Origin of the sequence: Convivina intestini, from assembly GCF_003096575.1 — a bacterium.
Taxonomy (GTDB): Bacteria; Bacillota; Bacilli; order Lactobacillales; family Lactobacillaceae; genus Convivina; species Convivina intestini.
On sequence record NZ_QEKT01000002.1, the window covers coordinates 221,642 to 240,636 of the forward strand.

Annotated in this window: 19 protein-coding genes and 1 tRNA gene; all 20 read right to left on the minus strand. The window is 42.4% G+C overall.

Features of this window, described 5'->3' with window-relative positions; translation table 11 throughout:
* Nucleotides 1–47 precede the first annotated feature (47 nt).
* The 20 genes from C7384_RS03130 to C7384_RS03225 all read right to left on the minus strand — a co-directional run bounded on the left by C7384_RS03130 (nucleotide 48) and on the right by C7384_RS03225 (nucleotide 18,858).
* Entirely contained in the window at nucleotides 48–245 is a 198-nt protein-coding gene (locus tag C7384_RS03130; RefSeq protein ID WP_089938047.1) for a hypothetical protein, read from the minus strand.
* 16 nt (nucleotides 246–261) lie between these two features.
* Nucleotides 262–708: a SprT family protein gene (locus C7384_RS03135; RefSeq protein WP_089938045.1), complete on the minus strand. Its 447-nt coding sequence runs from the start codon at nucleotides 706–708 to the stop codon at nucleotides 262–264.
* 76 nt (nucleotides 709–784) lie between these two features.
* Nucleotides 785–1,036 (minus strand): acyl carrier protein, encoded by a 252-nt coding sequence (locus tag C7384_RS03140; protein ID WP_089938043.1) that lies wholly within the window; start codon nucleotides 1,034–1,036, stop codon nucleotides 785–787.
* Nucleotides 1,037–1,096: 60 nt separating this feature from the next.
* Nucleotides 1,097–2,125 carry a phosphate acyltransferase PlsX gene (gene plsX, locus C7384_RS03145; RefSeq protein ID WP_089938326.1) on the minus strand — a complete coding sequence of 343 codons (1,029 nt, stop codon included), beginning with the start codon at nucleotides 2,123–2,125 and terminating at the stop codon, nucleotides 1,097–1,099.
* Nucleotides 2,126–2,148: 23 nt separating this feature from the next.
* Nucleotides 2,149–4,179 (minus strand): ATP-dependent DNA helicase RecG, encoded by a 2,031-nt coding sequence (recG, locus tag C7384_RS03150; RefSeq protein ID WP_089938041.1) that lies wholly within the window; start codon nucleotides 4,177–4,179, stop codon nucleotides 2,149–2,151.
* Between the two features lie 108 nt (nucleotides 4,180–4,287).
* A complete protein-coding gene (locus C7384_RS03155; protein WP_089938039.1) occupies nucleotides 4,288–4,602 on the minus strand; it encodes a SemiSWEET family transporter in 315 nt (104 codons plus the stop codon).
* A 124-nt stretch (nucleotides 4,603–4,726) separates the two neighbouring features.
* Nucleotides 4,727–4,797, minus strand: a tRNA-Cys gene (locus C7384_RS03160).
* 65 nt (nucleotides 4,798–4,862) lie between these two features.
* A complete protein-coding gene (locus C7384_RS03165; RefSeq protein WP_089938037.1) occupies nucleotides 4,863–5,165 on the minus strand; it encodes a hypothetical protein in 303 nt (100 codons plus the stop codon).
* The gene (locus tag C7384_RS03170) at nucleotides 5,149–5,928 is read right to left on the minus strand and encodes a YibE/F family protein (protein ID WP_089938034.1); all 780 of its coding nucleotides are present in this window, start codon (nucleotides 5,926–5,928) and stop codon (nucleotides 5,149–5,151) included. The genes C7384_RS03165 and C7384_RS03170 overlap by 17 nt, the downstream gene beginning before the upstream one ends.
* Complete coding sequence (locus tag C7384_RS03175) at nucleotides 5,915–6,997, minus strand: YibE/F family protein (protein ID WP_089938032.1); 1,083 nt, start codon at nucleotides 6,995–6,997, stop codon at nucleotides 5,915–5,917. The genes C7384_RS03170 and C7384_RS03175 overlap by 14 nt, the downstream gene beginning before the upstream one ends.
* Before the next feature lie 4 nt (nucleotides 6,998–7,001).
* On the minus strand, nucleotides 7,002–7,940 hold the full coding sequence (gene dnaI / locus C7384_RS03180) for a primosomal protein DnaI (protein ID WP_089938030.1): 939 nt from the start codon (nucleotides 7,938–7,940) through the stop codon (nucleotides 7,002–7,004).
* 8 nt (nucleotides 7,941–7,948) lie between these two features.
* Nucleotides 7,949–9,271, minus strand: coding sequence for a DnaD domain protein (locus C7384_RS03185; RefSeq protein ID WP_089938028.1), 1,323 nt, complete (start codon nucleotides 9,269–9,271; stop codon nucleotides 7,949–7,951).
* Nucleotides 9,272–9,273: 2 nt separating this feature from the next.
* Nucleotides 9,274–9,870 (minus strand): dephospho-CoA kinase, encoded by a 597-nt coding sequence (gene coaE, locus C7384_RS03190; protein WP_089938026.1) that lies wholly within the window; start codon nucleotides 9,868–9,870, stop codon nucleotides 9,274–9,276.
* Nucleotides 9,867–10,577 carry a DUF975 family protein gene (locus C7384_RS03195; protein ID WP_089938024.1) on the minus strand — a complete coding sequence of 237 codons (711 nt, stop codon included), beginning with the start codon at nucleotides 10,575–10,577 and terminating at the stop codon, nucleotides 9,867–9,869. The genes coaE and C7384_RS03195 overlap by 4 nt, the downstream gene beginning before the upstream one ends.
* A gap of 21 nt (nucleotides 10,578–10,598) precedes the next feature.
* Nucleotides 10,599–11,429, minus strand: a complete 831-nt coding sequence (gene mutM, locus C7384_RS03200) for a DNA-formamidopyrimidine glycosylase (protein WP_089938022.1) — start codon at nucleotides 11,427–11,429, stop codon at nucleotides 10,599–10,601.
* Between the two features lie 168 nt (nucleotides 11,430–11,597).
* Nucleotides 11,598–12,908: a DEAD/DEAH box helicase gene (locus C7384_RS03205; RefSeq protein WP_089938020.1), complete on the minus strand. Its 1,311-nt coding sequence runs from the start codon at nucleotides 12,906–12,908 to the stop codon at nucleotides 11,598–11,600.
* Nucleotides 12,898–13,911 carry a Gfo/Idh/MocA family protein gene (locus C7384_RS03210; protein ID WP_089938017.1) on the minus strand — a complete coding sequence of 338 codons (1,014 nt, stop codon included), beginning with the start codon at nucleotides 13,909–13,911 and terminating at the stop codon, nucleotides 12,898–12,900. The genes C7384_RS03205 and C7384_RS03210 overlap by 11 nt, the downstream gene beginning before the upstream one ends.
* A gap of 76 nt (nucleotides 13,912–13,987) precedes the next feature.
* Nucleotides 13,988–15,304, minus strand: a complete 1,317-nt coding sequence (obgE, locus tag C7384_RS03215; RefSeq protein WP_089938015.1) for a GTPase ObgE — start codon at nucleotides 15,302–15,304, stop codon at nucleotides 13,988–13,990.
* Nucleotides 15,305–15,381: 77 nt separating this feature from the next.
* Nucleotides 15,382–17,175: an excinuclease ABC subunit UvrC gene (uvrC, locus tag C7384_RS03220; RefSeq protein WP_089938013.1), complete on the minus strand. Its 1,794-nt coding sequence runs from the start codon at nucleotides 17,173–17,175 to the stop codon at nucleotides 15,382–15,384.
* A gap of 63 nt (nucleotides 17,176–17,238) precedes the next feature.
* Entirely contained in the window at nucleotides 17,239–18,858 is a 1,620-nt protein-coding gene (locus C7384_RS03225) for a CTP synthase (RefSeq protein WP_089938012.1), read from the minus strand.
* Between the last annotated feature and the right edge of the window lie 137 nt (nucleotides 18,859–18,995).

An 18,995-nucleotide genomic window follows, 5' to 3' on the forward strand; every position in this document is an offset into this window, starting at 1 on the left:
GGCAGTTACTGCAAACGCTTACAATATTTTTCCAAAAATTAAAAAATTTATTTAGATTGCTCTTTTTGACAATATTTTTGGTAAGCAATAACAGCAAAACCCAGATTCACGAAAATCACAATCCCAACCATAGCTAAAATGGTCCACCATGTTGGCCATTGCTGACGATCACTCAACCAAAATAGGCCTAGGGGTAAGGCTAAACCTAAAACAATTAAAATAATTTGTTGTAATTTAATTGGCACGGCTTTCCTCATGATTTCATTTTTTTACTGTTATTAATTGTAACCGTTGACCACAGCGACCGCAAACGTACCGCTGCGTATTAATTCGGCGCTGGCGTTTAATTAAATGGCCTTGCTCACAACGATAGGTTAAGCACTTTGAGTTACTCCGTCTTAAACCAATATCAGGGGCATAACGCGACCCCTTTACTTGAGCTAAAAGTTGTTTGAAGTCGTTATCCCCGTGACGGTAGCCTTGGTGGGTTAGATGAAGATGATAGTGGACTAATTCATGTTTAACAATCTCTAAAAACTCTGGTAAGTCAGCCATTTTTGGATTAAATTCTAGATTATGGTCAGCCAACCGATACCGGCCACCGGTCGTTTTTAACCGTCGATTAAAATTGGCTTGATGCACAAAGGGACGCTTAAAGTATTGCAGTGACACCTCTTTGACGTAGTCTTGTAACTGCTTTTCATCCATTTTTACTATCCTCAGCCATTAAAAAAACGCTTTGGCTTCAAGGCTAAAACGTTTTTAATTATTTTATTGACCTTAATTAATCTTCTTGGTGATCGTAAATATAATCAACCGTCTTTTGTAAGGTATCTAACTTCTCAACATCATCGTCGGAAATTTCGACATTAAACATGTCTTCAACTTCCAAAACTAACTCTACGAAGTCAATTGAATCGGCATTAACATCGGTGATTAAATTCAGACTAGGCTCAACCTTATCACGTGGAACGTCAAAACGTTCAGAAACTTCATCGGCCAATTTGTTATAGATTGCCTCTTTTTCTAATGCCATCTTTATCTCCTCTAATGTTATAACCCTAATATAATAACACAATTTTAGAGCAAGGCAAGTTTAATTTGCCGACTTTTTAACCTTTAGGGCTTCATGATTTTCAACAATAAAGGCCGCTGTATCGGATACTAAGTCTTGGTCAATCATGGTTTTTATTTGCCCCATCGTATTAGCAACTGCAGTCGCCTTGGCGGAACCATGCGTTTTAACGACTGGAGCCTTGACCCCTAGCACGACCGCGCCACCCTGTTCATTAAAGTCTAACTGCTGAGCCATTGATTTAAAGGCTGGCTTTAACAAAAGACCACCCAATTTTCCACGCCAACCAGCACCTAAAATAGCCTTTTTAAGTTGCTTTAACATCGTTAAGGCCGTTCCCTCTATCGCTTTGAGTGCTGTATTACCAGAAAAGCCATCGGCCACCACCACATCAGCGGAACCATCAAGGAGTTCACGGGCTTCAACATTACCGACAAAATTAAAGGCCTGAGTATGCAACATCAATTGATGGGCCTCTTTATGCAACTCGTCGCCTTTGTCCTCTTCGGCACCATTATTAAGCAAACCAACTCGTGGATTTTGATAACCCAAAACATGAGACGCATAAAAGCTACCTAAAATACCATATTGGTATAAATGATTAGGTTTGTTTTCAGCATTAGCCCCTAGGTCCATAAAAACAAATTGGTCATGTTGACTACCAAAGCTAGGAAGCGCAGTCGCTAAGGCTGGGCGATCAACTCCTTTAAGTCGACCGACAATAAAAATTGCACAGGACAGTAAAGCCCCGGTATTACCAGCACTAAAGAGGGCATCGGCCCGGCCATCGTGGACTGCTTGAGCCGCTTGGACCATCGAAGAATCCTTCTTTTGGCGCATAGCCTTAACCGGTTCATCGCCCATGGCAATCACTTCACTAACCGAAATAAATTCAATTCGTTCTGAATTTTGGATTAGCGCCGGTACTTGATCGGCCAAACCATATAATTGAAACGACAAATCTAAATAGCGGTCACGGGCTGCTTCGATTCCTTTAACAATTTCACCAGGGGCATAATCGCCACCCATCGCATCTACGGCAATTGTAATCATATATATTTCCTCAACTATTATTAATCAAAATGGCGGTACTGAGCCATTGACTGTGATAAATACTCTACTAATGCTTGATTTTCTACTTGATTATCCCAAGCTGACTCTTCCACGGTAGCAATGGCTTCTTGCTGAGCAATGGTCAACATGGTTAAATCCTTAATCGGATCGCCAACCCGAAATTCGGGTACGCCGGACTGCTTTGTCCCAAGAATATCACCAGGTCCTCGTAGTTTCAAATCCTCTTCGGCTAGCTTAAAGCCATCATTGGTCGCCACCATTGCTTCCAAGCGAGCGCGACCATAATCAGTCTTAGGATCAGCAATCAAAAAGGCATAGGATTGCCGCTCTCCTCGACCAACCCGACCCCGAAGTTGGTGTAATTGAGCCAGGCCAAAGCGATCGGCATCTAATATTAACATCAGACTAGCATTAGCGACATCCACCCCAACTTCGACCACCGTGGTGGCGACTAAGATTTGAATTCGATTCGCTTTAAAATCGGCCATTAGGGCTTGTTTTTCAGCATTGGATAAACGTCCATGCAGCAAGCCAACCTGATATTTTGGAAAAGACTCGGTCAATTGACTGGCTACCGCTTGGGCATTTTGAACGTCTAAGACTTCTGATTCTTCAATTAGTGGGGCCACGACATAGGCTTGAGCACCTTGGGCTAGTTGCTCGGCCATAAAGGCTAAAGCCAGATCTAGCTGACCATGATTCAACCAGCGGGTCTCAATCGGCTTTCGACCGGCGGGTAACTGATCAATAATGGAAATATCCATTTCACCATAGGCCGTGATTGATAGGGTTCTAGGAATCGGGGTCGCCGTCATGGCTAAGACATCTGGATTCACCCCACCTTCTCGCAGTTTAGAACGTTGATTAACACCAAAACGATGCTGCTCATCAATGACAACTAGACCAAGATGATGAAAATGAACATCCGGCTGGAGCAAAGCGTGCGTTCCAATCAAAATATCAATGTCACCGACCTCTAAATCAGCTAAAATTTGACGGCGCTGACTGGCTTTTAAGCCAGCTGTTAGCAATTCGACCCGTAAATCTACCCCCGCCTGGTCAAATAATTTGGCCAAACCCTGAGCATGTTGTTGGGCTAAGATTTCAGTTGGTGCCATCAAAGTCGCCTGTAAACCAGCTGTCACCACGGCATACATGGCTAAAGCGGCCACCACCGTCTTACCCGAACCGACATCTCCTTGCAGCAAACGATTCATATGCAAAGGTCGCTGCTGATCATGTAAAATCTCACCAACTACCCGTTCTTGGGCGGTCGTTAACTTAAAAGGCAGCTGATCTTTAAAGGCTTGCCAGCGCTGAAGATCAACTTGAATTTTTTCACCGGCAAAACTTTGATCACTTAACTTTAATAGCTGAAGTCGCATTTGAAAAATATAAAACTCTTCAAATGCCGCACTGCGACGGGCTTGTTTGGCGTGGTAAGGATCTGGTGGAAATTGCATCCACTCGACCTGCTGATTCCGGTCTAAAAGGCGATATTTAGTTCGTATTGATGCGGGTACCAAGGATGGCAAAGTTCCTCGAACCTGACTCCAAGCTAACTCGATTAAATTTTGAATCGTCTTGGCGTTTATTTCCTTACTGGCGGGATAAATGGCAGCTAACTCATCGCTGCTAGCCGTTACCAATTTAATCCCCGTTAGCGACGCCTTAGCAGCATTATAGGTGCCATAAACGGCTAATTCTTGATCAACAACAATGTTTTTAGCCAACCAAGGTTGATTAAAAAAATTAACCCGAATATTAGCCTGATCAACCATTAAGCCAAAATAAGTTTGCGAGCGCTTCCCAAACCGGCGCACCACTGCTGGGGTACTAACGATACCCTTAAAGGTCACCTTATCCCCATCCAGGCTTTCTTGCGGCGTTCGGACTGCTAAATCTTCGTAACGGTAAGGATAGTAAGTAACTAAATCCTCAATTGTAAAAATATTTAAAGCATGCAAGGCCTCTGCCCGTTTGGGCCCTACCCCCGGCAGGGTCTCCACTTGGTCTTGGTAATTTGCCATCCCAATTAAGTCCCCCTTGTCAGGATTTTATGGTTAAAAATCTTTCCCATTTTAACATTAATTTTCCAGAAAATTAAATAAAAGGCACCCAAATGGATGCCTACAATGTTAATGAATATAAACAGTGATTAAAGTTACTAAACCAAAAATTACCCCGGGAACATTGGCGATAATAATTGGCCAATCACGGTAGGTTTTATACCAACCATAACCCGTCCATAGGATGGCGTTAATCATTGCCACGGCTGGCTGTAAAGGATTAACGGGATTGCCGCTAAAATTTGAAATAATTTGTGGAATATACGACACATACATCAAAATACATGTTAAAGTCGCCAATTTGCTTAATGCTTTTAACGCTTTAATGCGACGTTCATCGACAGCTTTCTTTTGATCAGCTGGTACATAATTATCAATACGCATGTAAAATTAAATCTCCCTTTTGCACTATATAAACAAAACTATAAGTTATATTATAACACAATTAGAAAATTAACCTTTTTCTAGGCAATAAAAAACAGTAAGGCCAAAACCCTACTGTCAAAAGAGGTGGTAACCGGAGTCGAACCGGCGATCACGGTTTTGCAGACCACTGCCTTACCACTTGGCTATACCACCATAGTCAACTTGTTGTTAACACAATGTTTAATTATAGAAAAAAATCACGAAAATTACAAGTTGAACTATCCGAGTTTATTATCCAATAAGACTGTTTTCATTTCTGCGGCAATCTCATCCGATAAATCCCAGTCTTCCCAACCATCATATTCCAAGCCTCGTTGGGGATAATTGTCGTTAATATAACGTTCAATCTTTTCAACGTGCTTAGAGCGAGGAATATTCATTTTTAGAATCCGAACCATTTTAATATAACCATGGTCGGCTGCATATTCGGCTCGACTATTTTCGCTGATATTGGCCAATTGATAATAAATACTACCATCCAGACGGGTAATTTCTTCAATCATATCAAAGGTCTGTTTCATCAATTAAACTCCTTCCTTTATTTTTAAATGTGTGTACCACCAACCAGCTGGCCAACCAAATACTTAATAAGATGCCTAACATGCCTAGTAGCATGGTCACAATTTCCATTAGTAATAATTTGGCATTAACCAATAGGGCCGGCGAATAGCGCAGACGCAAAAACCAGATTAACAGGGGTAAATTAGACCCCAGCATGCCAAAAAACAAGGTATTAATCGCCGTGCCTAAAATCTGTTGTCCAATTATATGGGCTTGGGCCTGGAGCCCTTGAACCGTAATCTGGGGGGAACGTTCAATCACCTCAAATAAATCGGCGGTAATGGCCATAGCTGCTTCGGCCACAGCCCCCAGAACTGAGATGACCATGACAATCATGGCCAAATTACCAAAGGCAATGCCAACATTTAGGGATAAACCTTCCAATTCATCCGAATTTTCCACCGCAAAGCCCTGTAATTGACCAAAATGTTGAACGCCAATCGCTAAGATCATGAGACAGGCCACCACCATCAAGCTAGTTTTAAAGGCAATATTCATCACTGTGATGCGATCGGAACTCAAATAAATGGCAATGGCTAAAATAACCACGGCTAAAATGGCGGTTACAAGGTAGGGATTAAACTGCCAATTAATTAAAATAATCAGCAGGAAGATCACCAAAAAATTTAAGACCAAGCCGATAAATGACTTCAAGCCCTGTCGGCCAGCAATCAAAATTAATAGGAAAAATAAAATTATCGCTAAAACACTAATGGCGTTCATGTTTTTGCTCCCGTGTTAGTAATTGCGCCGTGATTAAACTGGTAATCGGTACCGCTAGAACAATACCGATGGCTGAAACGACACTTTGCAAAATCCCCAAGTTCATAATTTGATCTAAAATATATGACCAATTATTGTTATTTCGTAACATAAGAATAACCATGGGAATGGTTTCAGCAATAAAAATCATAAAGAGAACATTAATCAGGGTGCCTAAAATTTCACGGCCGACTGACAAGCCCCCCTGCCAATAATCATGAAAACGGTGTTGATCAGATTCCCGTCTAAGCCCAAACAAACCGGCCACGATATCCGAAGATTCATCCATCACCGCTCCCAATACACCAATAACGGCCTGGGCATAAAAAACCGCTGCTGGAACTTGGGTCACGTAGGACATGGTTTCAAAATGAACGCCTTCATGATGGGTTAAGTTTAAGACGAGCGTCATCACCGCCAGTGCTAAACCGGTCGATAAAATGGTCGCCAGCCAGGTAATGAGGGCCTGTCGATTTTTCCCCAACACCATTAACAAACTGACCCCAGCCAACAAGGCGGCAGTGATGGTAAATAAAGCCACGACATTAATATTTTTAATATGAACATCTAAATATAAGGCCGTGATAAAAATGACAATATTGACCAACATGCTTAGTAGAAGCCAACTAGCCCGCACCGGTCGCAAATAGATGATTAAAAGGTAAATTAACAGCACCAGTAGCACTGCTAAGAGGCTATCCCGTTTAAGACTAACCACCTGCCAGGCCCCAGAACGCTTGGTTAAAAGGACTTGGTTACCCACTTGATAATGCTCACTTAGTGACTGGGAATCAGTATATTGGTTCTCTAGCTTAGTTTGCCCAGAACGATTTAAAAATTTAATCTGCACCTGCTGGGTATGCAAATGGTCAACATTACCATGCTCATCGGTTACCTCACTGCTACTAAGCGTCTTAGTGGCAGTCACTAGGCCCACGGGCTGCTGGTAAAGAAAGCTATCATGTTCAACTAAGACCCAGGTCAGTAGTAACAGTAATCCTAAAATTAGCCATTTTGATATTTTCTTCATATTTTTAAGACTCTAATCGGCGATTTCTACCGGCCATGGTTACAGGACGTGCTAAATATTTAATCCGTTGCATCAAACGCGCTGCCTTAACCGGTTCCTGACCATCACGCGTTTGAGCTAGGTATTGTTCTAAACTAGCCAAGTCGAAATTAGAAGTAAAACAAGTCGTTAACTCATTTTGCATCCGATATTCTAAAATAACGCCCAGGATGTCATCCCGACTCCAGGCCGTTAAGGTATCAGCACCAATATCATCTAAAATTAAAACTGGTACGGTCTTAGCCTGGACCATTAAATCTTCTAGGCTTTGATCAGGTTTATTAAAAGTGGCCTTCAGGTTATTAATAAAAGACGGAAAGTGCAACATTAAAACGCCAATCTGATTGGCTGCCAGAGCATTGGCCAAAGCCCCCATCAAATAGGTTTTTCCAACGCCAAAATCACCAGCTAAATATAGGCCGGGAACATAATGATCCTCACCGGCGACTAATTCTTTTAACACCTGAATCGTCGCGGTTAAGGCCGGGGTGCGATCGCCATCCTGAGCACTTTCTTCGGCAATTTGAGCCAAATCAGCTTGCGCAATCGCCTTGGGCACTTGATAAGTTTTTAATTTAGCCTTTTGGTTGAGCTTTTTTTGCATCTGCTCGCTCGGCTGATAGACCACCTGCGGATAGCCCTTTTGAATTGCTAATTGGGCCTGATAACCCGGATATAAACTGGGTAATCCTTGCACTTTAGCCTCTTTTTGCTGGATATATTCAAATAAATCCATCATTTTTACTTCAAAAGCATCAGCCTTCATTTCATCTTGATGGGCCTGCCAAAAGTCACGTAAATCTTGATCCTGACCAATCTTTTGAATAATATCAGCTACGGTTGTGTCCCCTGGCAAGGGATGCTTTTGTTTAAATTCAGTTAATACATCTGCTAAGTTTTTCAATTGAAACCTCAATTCTTAGTTTTCAGTTGTTTCAAATCGGCCAAGGCCGCCGTTACGTCAGCCCTGGTTTGAGTAGTTACCCCTGTACTAGTACTATTTTTAACCATGGCTGGTTCAACCTTTTTAGCTGGCCGGTAGCTCTTCTTTTGCTTGGTCTGAGTTGCTTTTTCCTGCCGTTGCTTGATAAAGTCCACGGCCTGTTGAGGGGTTTCTAACTTGGCCTTGGCCCAGGAATTAGCAATGGTATCGACCAAATTACGGTTCAAAGAGGCATTGTCCATGCCCACCAAAACTTGATAAATCAAAATATTAATCACCGCCCGATTTAAAATCTTTTGGTTGATTAAATCCCGTAATATCCGTTCTTCCCCGCGACTTACAAAGCCCCCATTATTACTTTTAATTTGGGCAATAAACTGCACTGGTGAGAGTTGTTCGGCGGCTTGATACAAACTAGCCAGTGTCGATGTTGCGGGTTTTGAATCGGATTGAACGGTCTGGATTGGCACCGTTGTATCAGTTATATCAGTCGCATTGACCGGATGATTGGCGAAGTTCTCCAACAGGAAGGTCATGACCCCCTGCTCATTTAAATCCTGGTAATCCAAACTAATGTTGGCGTTAATTACCCGGGCCAACTGACTTTCATTTAGGCCATATAAAGCGTGCTGAGCCAGAATAAATTCACGATGCTGAGCCAATTTTTCCTTACTCATGCCCCGAATAAGCAGGGTCAAATTATCAAAATCAAAACTATCCTGCTGACCAACTGGTTTAAAAATATTTTTTTCCAAAAGGTTCTCAGGTAAAACAGTTTCTTCCTCACGACTAAATACCTGTAAGAAATTTGCTGAAATATTGGTCCCCTTTACCTCAGCAATACCAACCTTACCGTAGCGTTTTTGAAGGGTGACAAAGCGCTCTTCACCCACAAACTTAAACAATAGTCCCGCTAGTAATTTTTCATCAAAAAAATCACTGGCTGCTAGAGCAGGCCGTAGCTGGTACGTGTAGGCTTCTCCCAAAGCATCCTGATAATAACTAGTCTTTAGTAGACCAACTGCCTCCAACCGCCGCCGTAATTTAACAAAATTGATTAAATTGACATTGAGGCTGTCCAAAATAAAGTTATGATCCTGCCCAGCTAATGTATTTTGGCGATCATTTAACTCATTAACCAGCAGTTGGTAAAGGCTAAAGCCACTTGGTCCTAGAAATGGTAGATAAAGGTCAAAAGTGCGGTTTAAATCGGCTGTGCTGATTTCTTGGTCTGCTTGCAAAAAAACGCCCGCCTGCACATGAAATTCAATTGTCAAAGCCGATTCTGCCATACTTACTCCTTAATTTGCTTGATTAAAGCTAGGACTTGCTCTTGAAGATGTTCACTATCGCCATTGTTATTAATGACATAGTCAGCCTTTTGAACCTTTTGATTTAAGTCCAACTGGCTGGCCATCCGTTGCCGGGCCTGCATTTCTTCTAGATGATCACGTTCCATCAACCGTTGAAGCTGCTGTTTAGGATCAATGGTCACAACCACGATTTTATCGAAGAAATCTTTTTGATCATAGCCCCGCTCAAACAACAAAGGCACATCCACAATCACTACTGGCGCTTTTTGTAAGCGCCAAAAAGCCAGCTTATCCTCAATGGCGCTGGCAATTACAGGCTGAATAATTTCATTTAATTGATCTAAAGCCGCCCGGTCACTAAAAACAACTTTACCAAGGGCTGCGCGATTTAAAACGCCATTATCAATAATATTAGGGCCAAAAGCCAATTTAATTTTTTCCAGCGTAGTTGTCCCCGGTTCAACCACTTCACGAGCAACCCGGTCGGCATCAACAATCGGTAAGCCATTTTGTTTGAACAAGGCACTCACACTACTCTTACCGGAGGCAATGCCCCCCGTTAATCCAATAACTTTCATTCCTTGAGCCTCCCCATCGCCCGATTAAATACCTGACTGGAAAAAACGACCCGACTAGCATTTAAGTAAGGCGCAACGTAAATATAAGCCAAACCACCACTGAGTAGACCCAGTAAATGCCAACCCAGAAAACTCACTTCTAGTTTAAACAGTTGCAATTTGTTACCATTCATCACCCGTCGACTGATCGTAATGTAATCTGTTAGCGATTGTTGCTGCCGCTTAAACAATAAGTCCATTTTATAGGCATAATAGGTCTGCGAATAGGCAAAATACTTAACCACGCCTGGAATAATAAAACACAGGGTCCAAAACCAAATCAAGATATTTTGCACCAGGGCTAGTACGAAAGTTGTCCAAAAAGAACCATTGGTAATAATTTGAAAGACGCGTTTAAACTTAACTGGTTCTTTAGGTTGTTGGAATTGATCCACAATCGTCCACAGTGTTGACCAAGAAACCAACAAAATCAAACTGTGCTGAAGAATCATCGTCAGGTAATTAGGCTGCACATTATTCACCAAAGTCTGATTAGAATGGGTACTTAAATAAAAGGCTAAAACAGCACCCAGAATGATGGCCCAAACATTTATCATCATGCGCACAATCACAAAGATATTGATTTTAAAGGCAGCGAAAAAATTATCGGTTAACTGTTTACGAGCCGTTAATTTAACGCGGCGGATACTGATTTGTTCTTCTGTCATGCGTTCCTTTCTATGTATCAACTACTGTTTTACCTGACATACTGGGCAAATTGTGGTGCCTCTTTGCGCCACTTTAAATTTAATCATCGGGGTGCCACAGCGGTGACAAGGCTCACCAACCCGGCCGTAGGCTTCCAACTTATTTTGAAACTCACCCACCTTACCAAAGATGTTACTAAAACTATGCACCGTGGTACCATGCTCAGCAATTGCACGTTTAATTTCAGCTATAATGTTAGTGCGCAATGTTGCGAGTTGCTCCGGGCTTAAATGATCAGTTAAACTTTCCGGATGAATTTTACTCTGCCACAAGACCTCATCGGTATAGATATTACCTAGTCCAGCAATTTTACTTTGATCTAGTAAAAATGGTTTGACCATTCGATGAGATTTTTGGAAAATTTTAACCATGTAATCCAACTTCAAGTCCGCAGCCGTTGGTTCCGGTCCCAGCTTGCCCAGCCCATCAACGGCTTGGCCTTCCTGACCAGTTTCTACCAACTGTAAACGACCGAAGCGCCGAGTATCGTTATACATTAGTGCACGGTCATCAGTTAACTTAAAAATAATTTCAGTGTGCTTGTGTGGCTTAGCTTCAATTGGTTCAACCGAATACTGCCCCTCCATACGTAAATGGGAAACAATCGTATGTTTGTTAGACAGGCGAAATAATAGGTACTTGCCACGTCGATCAAAGCGTTCAAAAGTGCTACCTAGCACCTGGGCCTTAAATTGGTCGACATCTCCAGTAATCACTTTGGGGTAAGGAACCACCACTTCTTGAATGGTAGCGCCCTGTACTAGAGCGCTCAGCCCAGCCCGTACCGTCTCTACTTCTGGTAACTCTGGCATATAACCTCCTAAATGGCTTTTTATCAGTATTTTATGAAATTTTTAGTGTAATTGGCCAACCCTTTGGTTAGCTTAATCAAGGACTAAACCTTATTAATTACTAATTATTATATCATTTACATTTGGATAAAATAAAAAGAACCCAAGTAGATTCTTTGAATTAAAACCTTATGATTTAGCCCACTTAGGCTTACCTTTATCTTTATTACGCTTGGTTCTTTTCTTCTTTTTTGTTGGCTTAATTGGCTGCTCATCGACAACCTTTGCGGCTTTAACTTTAGTTTTAGGTCTTGCCTTCACTGGCCGTTCAGACTGTCGCTCTTTTTTAACCGGCTGTGGTGCAGCTGAAGCCACCGTCTCAGCGACAGTATCTGGGTCAGTAGCCACTTTTTCTTTTATCAAAAGAGATTCATCGTAGGGCTGCAAATCAAAATCAGGCCCTAATTCTCGCTTAAGATTGCGGACATCGTGATCATTACCCAAGTTTAAAATCAACCCAGCCTTACCAGCTCGACCTGTCCGACCCGTCCGGTGAATATAGGTTTTTTTTCTGGTTGGAATCTGAGCATTAACCACCAGGGGCAAATCCACAATATCCAAACCACGAGCCGCTACGTCAGTGGCCAAGAGCAAATCGAGCTCCCCCTTTTTAAATAACCGAATCGCATCCGCCCGGCGAATCTGACTTTTTTCATTGTTACCAACACTCATCACCCGAACATTGGCATGTCGCAAGGCCGATTGGACAGCTACCAAAGCATTAATACTGTTAAAAAATACCAGGGCCTGCTGATGATGTCGTCCTAATTGAATCAACATTTTGACCTTGGCACGTTCGTCAACATATTGATAACGATGTTGAATCGTTGCCGGTACGGTTTGTCCAACTGAGACAGGCAAAATCGCTTGGCCAAACAGTTCCGTAATCCACTTCAAATCCACCCCATCCGTGGCTGAGAAAAGAGCCACTTGTAAGTCATCGGGCAAGTACCCAGCCAACTTTTCTAAGTCTTCAGTCCGTTCCGGTATTAAAATTTCATCGGCCTCATCAACAATCAACCCCTTTAAATTGGTAACCTTTAAAGCACCACTAGCCAACATAGTTAAGGTGCGACCCAAGGTACCAACCACTACTTGGGGATGATCTTTTTTTAACTTATCCGCCTGACGACGGCCATTTGCGCCCCCAATTAGGCTCATAACCTTTAAATCCAAGTTCTTAGCCCAATCCCGGATAACTTGGCTTAACTGGACGGCCAACTCTTGACTTGGTGCTAAAATCAGATACTGAACCTGTTTGTTGGCCTCAATATTAGTCAGCATTGGCAAAGTAAAGGCTAAAGTTTTACCACTACCAGTTGGAGCTAAACCAAAAATGGATTTACCAGCAACCATATGCTCCCAAACTGCACTTTGAATCGGCGTCGCCTGATCAAATTCTTGATTAAAACGTTCACTTAAAATTGGATTAATTGTCATAAACTCTCTCATCTGCTGGAAATTCTATTTGAGCCGACTGACGTAGATCAAACAGGGTCTGATTAATCAATTGGCTAAGTTGTAAGGCTTGTTGGTATTGCTGGTAATAAGCCAGTGGCTCAGCTAGCCACTGGGCAAAGGTTTGCACTTCAGCTACCATTGGATTTTCAGCTTGCACCTCGGCAATCGCTGTTTGGACTTGCCCATCGTCAATAATATCAATGTGATTTAAATCAGCAATATGGTCAATTGATACAGTTTGACGGCCAGCATAAATTTCACTAGGTCGACAGGCATTGTAAGTCTTACTAAATTGTAAGCTGACTTGATAACCCGGATAGATCAGGGTCGCTTGACCACTGCCATCGGTTTGATTGTCTAGTAAAACCGGTAAGTACTGTAGTGCTTGCGGTTGACCAAACAAAGCCAAAGCAGCTGACAAGGGATAAACCCCTAAATCATACAGGGCTCCTGTTGAAAAATCCTTATTGAAAACATTGGGATTTTTACCGGCTAGGTAAGCGTCATATTTAGACGAATACTGCGCCATCACAAAGTTAGCCCCATCAATTTGTGGTAATTGTGCGACAGCTTTTTGTAAGGCGATAAAATTAGGTTGGTATAGATGCCGATTAGCTTCCATCAACCTCAAGTCTGGATGTTGTCCTAACAGCTCTTGAATCTGAGCGAATTCACGGGGATTACTAAAAGCTGGTTTTTCGACAATTACATGACAGCCCGCCTTCAAAGCCGCTTGAACCTGTTCAAAATGTAAGGAGTTGGGCGAAGCAATGTAGACTAGGTCACTGGCCTCAAATAGTTCAGTCAAACTATCCAAAGCTAAGGCTGATGAATTAGCTGGCATCAACTCAGCCAAAAATTCTTCCGCCCGACTTACTCGCCGTGAATAGACTGCTTCTAAATCAAAAGCGCCCGCTAAATGGCTTGCCTCAATAAATTGTTTCACAATCCAACTAGTGCCAATTGTTCCTAATCGCAACATGGTTTACCCCTTTCATGCATCAAAAACACTGTAATAAAACAAAAAACTTGGCCTAAGCCAAGTTTTGTAAAGGACCTTATTCGCTAAACTCAAACACGAAGTCGGAATTATTGATACGGACATCATCACCGTTCTTGGCACCGGCCTCTTTCAGACGTTCATCAACCCCCATATGACGCAACTTACGAGCAAATCGCATAATCGTTGCTTCACGTTGCATGTTGGTCATTGCAAATAGCTTTTCGACTGCTTGACCAGAAATGAGCCAAGTATTTTCATCAGCCACCCACTCAACCTTAAATTCAGGCTTTTCTTCCTTGAATTTATAGATCTTTTCGGCAGTTGTTTCTGGTTCAAGGTGGTAACTTTCTGGTACTGGTGCCGTTTCTAATGTGTTGGCTGTCAAAATCATCAACTGATTAACACCATTTTGCTGAATAGCCGAAATCGGTACAATTTCAGGTACTGCTGGCAAACCAGAATCAGCTTGAACCTGCTTTTTAAAGGTTGCTAATAAGTCAGCGGCATCTGGCATATCCATCTTAGTGGCTACCACGATTTGTGGGCGCTCTAACAAAGTTGGATCATACTCCTTTAACTCCGTTAAAATCTTGCGATATTGTTCGTAAGGGTCATTGCCCTCAATGCCAGACATATCAACTAGGTGCAAAATTAAACGGGTTCGTTCCACATGACGGAGGAATTCAAATCCTAATCCGACTCCTTGAGAAGCTCCTTCGATTAATCCAGGTAAATCGGCCATAACAAAGTCACGACCGTCCGCCAAACGAACTAACCCGATATTAGGATCAATGGTGGTAAAGTGATAAGCGCCAATTTTAGGTTTAGCGTTAGAAACTACTGATAGCAGCGTAGATTTTCCAGCTGATGGGAAACCAACTAAACCGACATCGGCCAAAACTCGTAATTCCATGCGGATATTACGAACTTGACCCGGCTCCCCGTTTTCAGAAATTTCTGGAGCCGGATTGGCTGGCGTGGCAAAACGAATATTACCACGACCACCACGGCCACCCTTAGCAACTACTAAGGTTTGGCCATTTTCCAACAAATCTCCTAGCAATTCACCCGTATCAGCATCATAAACTAAGGTTCCTTCCGGTACTTTAATAATCCGATCGTCAGCCGAAGCCCCAGTCATCCCCTTGGTACCACCATTACCACCCGCTTGGGCTTTAAAATGACGGTTATAACGAAAGTCCATCAAGGTCCGTAAACCTTCATCAACTTTAAGGATAATTGAGCCGCCATGGCCACCATCCCCACCAAAAGGACCACCCATAGCAACAAATTTCTCATGTCGGAAGGAGACGATTCCATCGCCACCCTTTCCTGCTTTTAGTTCAACTTGTGCTTGATCGACAAATGCCATATATTTTTACCTACTAAGGGAAACCCCTCTTCTATTCCTATTAACTCAAAAGTTTAGTGTATCATAGCTATCACTATTTAGCTATGGTTCTGGGTCAGTGACCAATGAATGACCCGCGCGAGCTTCTCATTAATCCCTAATGATTGTAACTCTTCAATACTAGCTGCTTCAATTTTAGGTAAGGAACCAAAATTACGCAATAATTTTTGCCGAGTTTTTGGCCCCACGCCTTGAATACTATCCAGGCGCGAGGTTAACGAGTTCTTAGAGCGCAACTGCCGATGAAAAGTAATGGCAAAACGATGCACTTCATCTTGAATCCGCTGCAACAAGTAAAAACCTTGCGACTGCCGGGCCAAAAAGACCACTTCCCCAGTGCGACCATCAATCAAATCAGCTGTCCGATGCTTATCATTTTTAACCATCCCGGCAATCGGAATTGATAAACCGAGTTCGTCTTCCAGCACTTCCTTGGCGGCATGGACCTGAATTTCACCACCATCCATCAGAATCAAGTCTGGCAGGTCACCTTTTTCTTTTAAAAGACGACTATAACGACGTCGAATAACCTCTTGGGTCTCTTTCCATTCATCGGCATGATCTACACTCTTAATTTTATATTTCCGGTACAACTTCCGCTCTGGCACCCCATCTTCAAACACCACCATGGCGGAAACAATCTCAACTCCTTGGGTGTGAGAATGATCAAAGGCTTCAATCCGATGGCCGGCTGAAAGATGCAAGGCATCAGTGATTTCTTGCATGGCGCCAGTCGTTTTTTGTTCATTTAATTCTAACAAACGGAACTTTTCTTCCAATACAATTTGAGCGTTTTTTTGAGCCAAGTCTAATAAATCACGTTTTTCACCCCGGACTGGAACGCGGACCGGTACAGCCAAAATATCGGATAGAATTTGAACATCCATCCCCTTGGGTACCAAAACTTCCCGAGGCTTTTGAATATTACGCTGACAATAAAACTGCTGGATAAAGTTACTTAACTCAGTTGAGGCATCTTCCACAACAGCAAAAGTACGCTTATACTGCCGAATCAAACGGGCCTGGCGTAAGAAAAAGACCGTTACCGTCATCCAACCCTTGTCTAAATAGTAATTAAAGAGATCACGTGGCGTTGTGTCTTTGGATAAGACTCGTTGGCTTTCAACTGTTTCATTAATGTATTTTAATTGATCACGTAGATCAGCTGCCCGTTCAAATTCTAAATTTTCGGCGGCCTGATGCATTTGATCAGCAATATGTTGCTTAACGGTCTTGGTATTCCCATCCAAAAAGTGTTTAATTTTATCAATTTGGGCTTGATACTCCGCTTCTGGGACCGTATGCCAACACGGCCCCAAGCACTGGCCCATACTGTAATACAGACAAGGGCGTCCCTGATAACCATTACAACGCCGTAAGGGATAGTTCTTTTCTAAAAAATGCAAGGTTTCTTGGGCAGCGTAGACGTTTGGATAGGGACCAAAGTAAAAACCCCCATCCTTGCGGACTTCATTCACCAGGGCCATTTTAGGATTGCGTTCCTTAGTTATTTTAATATAGGGATAACCGGTACCGTATTTCAAACGAATATTGTAGTAAGGTTTATACTTTTTAATTAATTCATTTTCTAATAGGAAAGCTTCCTTATCGGAATTGGTTACAATAAAATCAAAATCAACGATTTTACTAACTAATTCCGCCGTTTTACCGGTATGATCCTGTTTAAAATAGGAACGAACACGATTTTTAAGATTCTTGGCCTTTCCCACATAAATGATCTTACCGTTGTCATCTTTCATTTGGTAAGAGCCTGGTTCACTGGGTAAAAGGGTTAATTTATCTTCAATATGTTGTGATGGATGTGCAAGCATGTCCCTATTATAACCCCCTCTATGGGATAGAAAAAAGCGTACCAGCAAGTACGCTTTTAAAAATTATTGACCGCTGTAATTAAGCGCCGCCGTAATGAAAGCGTTGTACAAACCTTCGGGACGGTTTGGTCGTGATAAGAATTCAGGATGGTATTGAGCAGCAATAAAGAAATCATTCTTAGGATACTCAATCACCTCCATCAAACGATTATCCGGTGAAGTAGCCGAAAAGACCATGCCGGCATCTTCAAATTCCTGACGATAATCGGTATTAAATTCATAACGATGACGGTGACGCTCTTGCACTTCAGCTTGGTCACCATAGGCATGAGCCGTCTTGGTACCCGCCAAAAGACAGGTTGGATAGAAACCAAGGCGTTGCGTACCACCCAAGTCTTCCACATCAGCCTGATCAGCCATCAAACCAATCACAGGATCGGGCGTTTGTGGATTTAACTCCGTTGAATTAGCATCCTTATGTCCTAAGACATCGCGGGCAAATTCAACTGAGGCCAACTGCATCCCCAAACATACGCCCAAGAATGGAATATTACGTTCACGCGCATAGCGAATAGCCTGAATCTTACCCTCAGTTCCACGTGAACCAAAGCCACCTGGAATCATAATGCCGTCAACACCCATAACCAGATCAGCCACATTATCAGCCGTGACCGTTTCAGAATTAATGTGCTTAATAATGACATCAGTTGACTGTGAATAACCAGCATGCTTCAAAGCTTCATTAACTGAAATATAGGCATCTGGCAAATCAGTATACTTACCAACCAAGGCGATTTGAATCTTCTTTTTCGGATGCTTAATTGATTCAACCATTTCCTTCCACTGACTCATATCAGCTTCTGGCGCTTGAAGATGTAACTTTTCTAAGACTACATCGTCCATGTGTTGTGCTTGTAAATTCAAAGGAATTTCATACAATGTTTCCACATCACGTGATTCAATCACAGCCTGAGTGTTGACATCAGTAAAGGTGGAAATCTTAGACTTCAAGCTATCATCCAAAGGCTTTTCAGTCCGTAAAACAATCATATCCGGTTGAATGCCTAGCGAACGCAACTGACTAACTGAGTGTTGGGTTGGCTTAGTTTTAGCTTCTCCAGCAGCTCGCAAATAAACAATCAAACTCGTGTGAATATAAAAGACATTTTCACTACCAAGGTCGGATTTCATCTGACGCAAGGCTTCAATAAATGGCAAACTTTCAATATCGCCAACCGTGCCACCTACTTCAACAATGACAACGTCAGCGTCTTTAGATTCGCCAGCTTTAATAATTTTATCTTTAATGGCATTGGTGACATGTGGAATGACCTGAACCGTAGCGCCATTATAGTCACCACGCCGTTCCTTACTCAAAACTTCAGAATAAATCCGGCCGGTCGTTACATTGGAATACATGTTTGTATCAATGTCCATGAAACGCTCATAGTGACCCATGTCCAAATCAGTTTCCAAGCCATCGCCAGTCACGAAAGTTTCTCCGTGCTGGTAAGGAGACATGGTACCGGGATCAATATTAATATATGGATCAAGCTTTTGAATCGCTAACTTCAGTCCCCGGTTTTTTAGTAAGCGTCCTAATGAAGCTGCTACGATTCCTTTTCCTAACGAAGAGACAACCCCTCCGGTAACAAAAATATACTTAACCTGCTTATCTGCCATAATGCCTCCTAATTCTTCCAGTCAATGTCTTTTGGGAACTTATCCTTCTAAAATAAAAAATAGAAAAGCCCCCAAGCCTGTGCTTGAGAGCTTTAAACGTTTTTCACACTAAATGTGAGCCCTTATATATACTACAA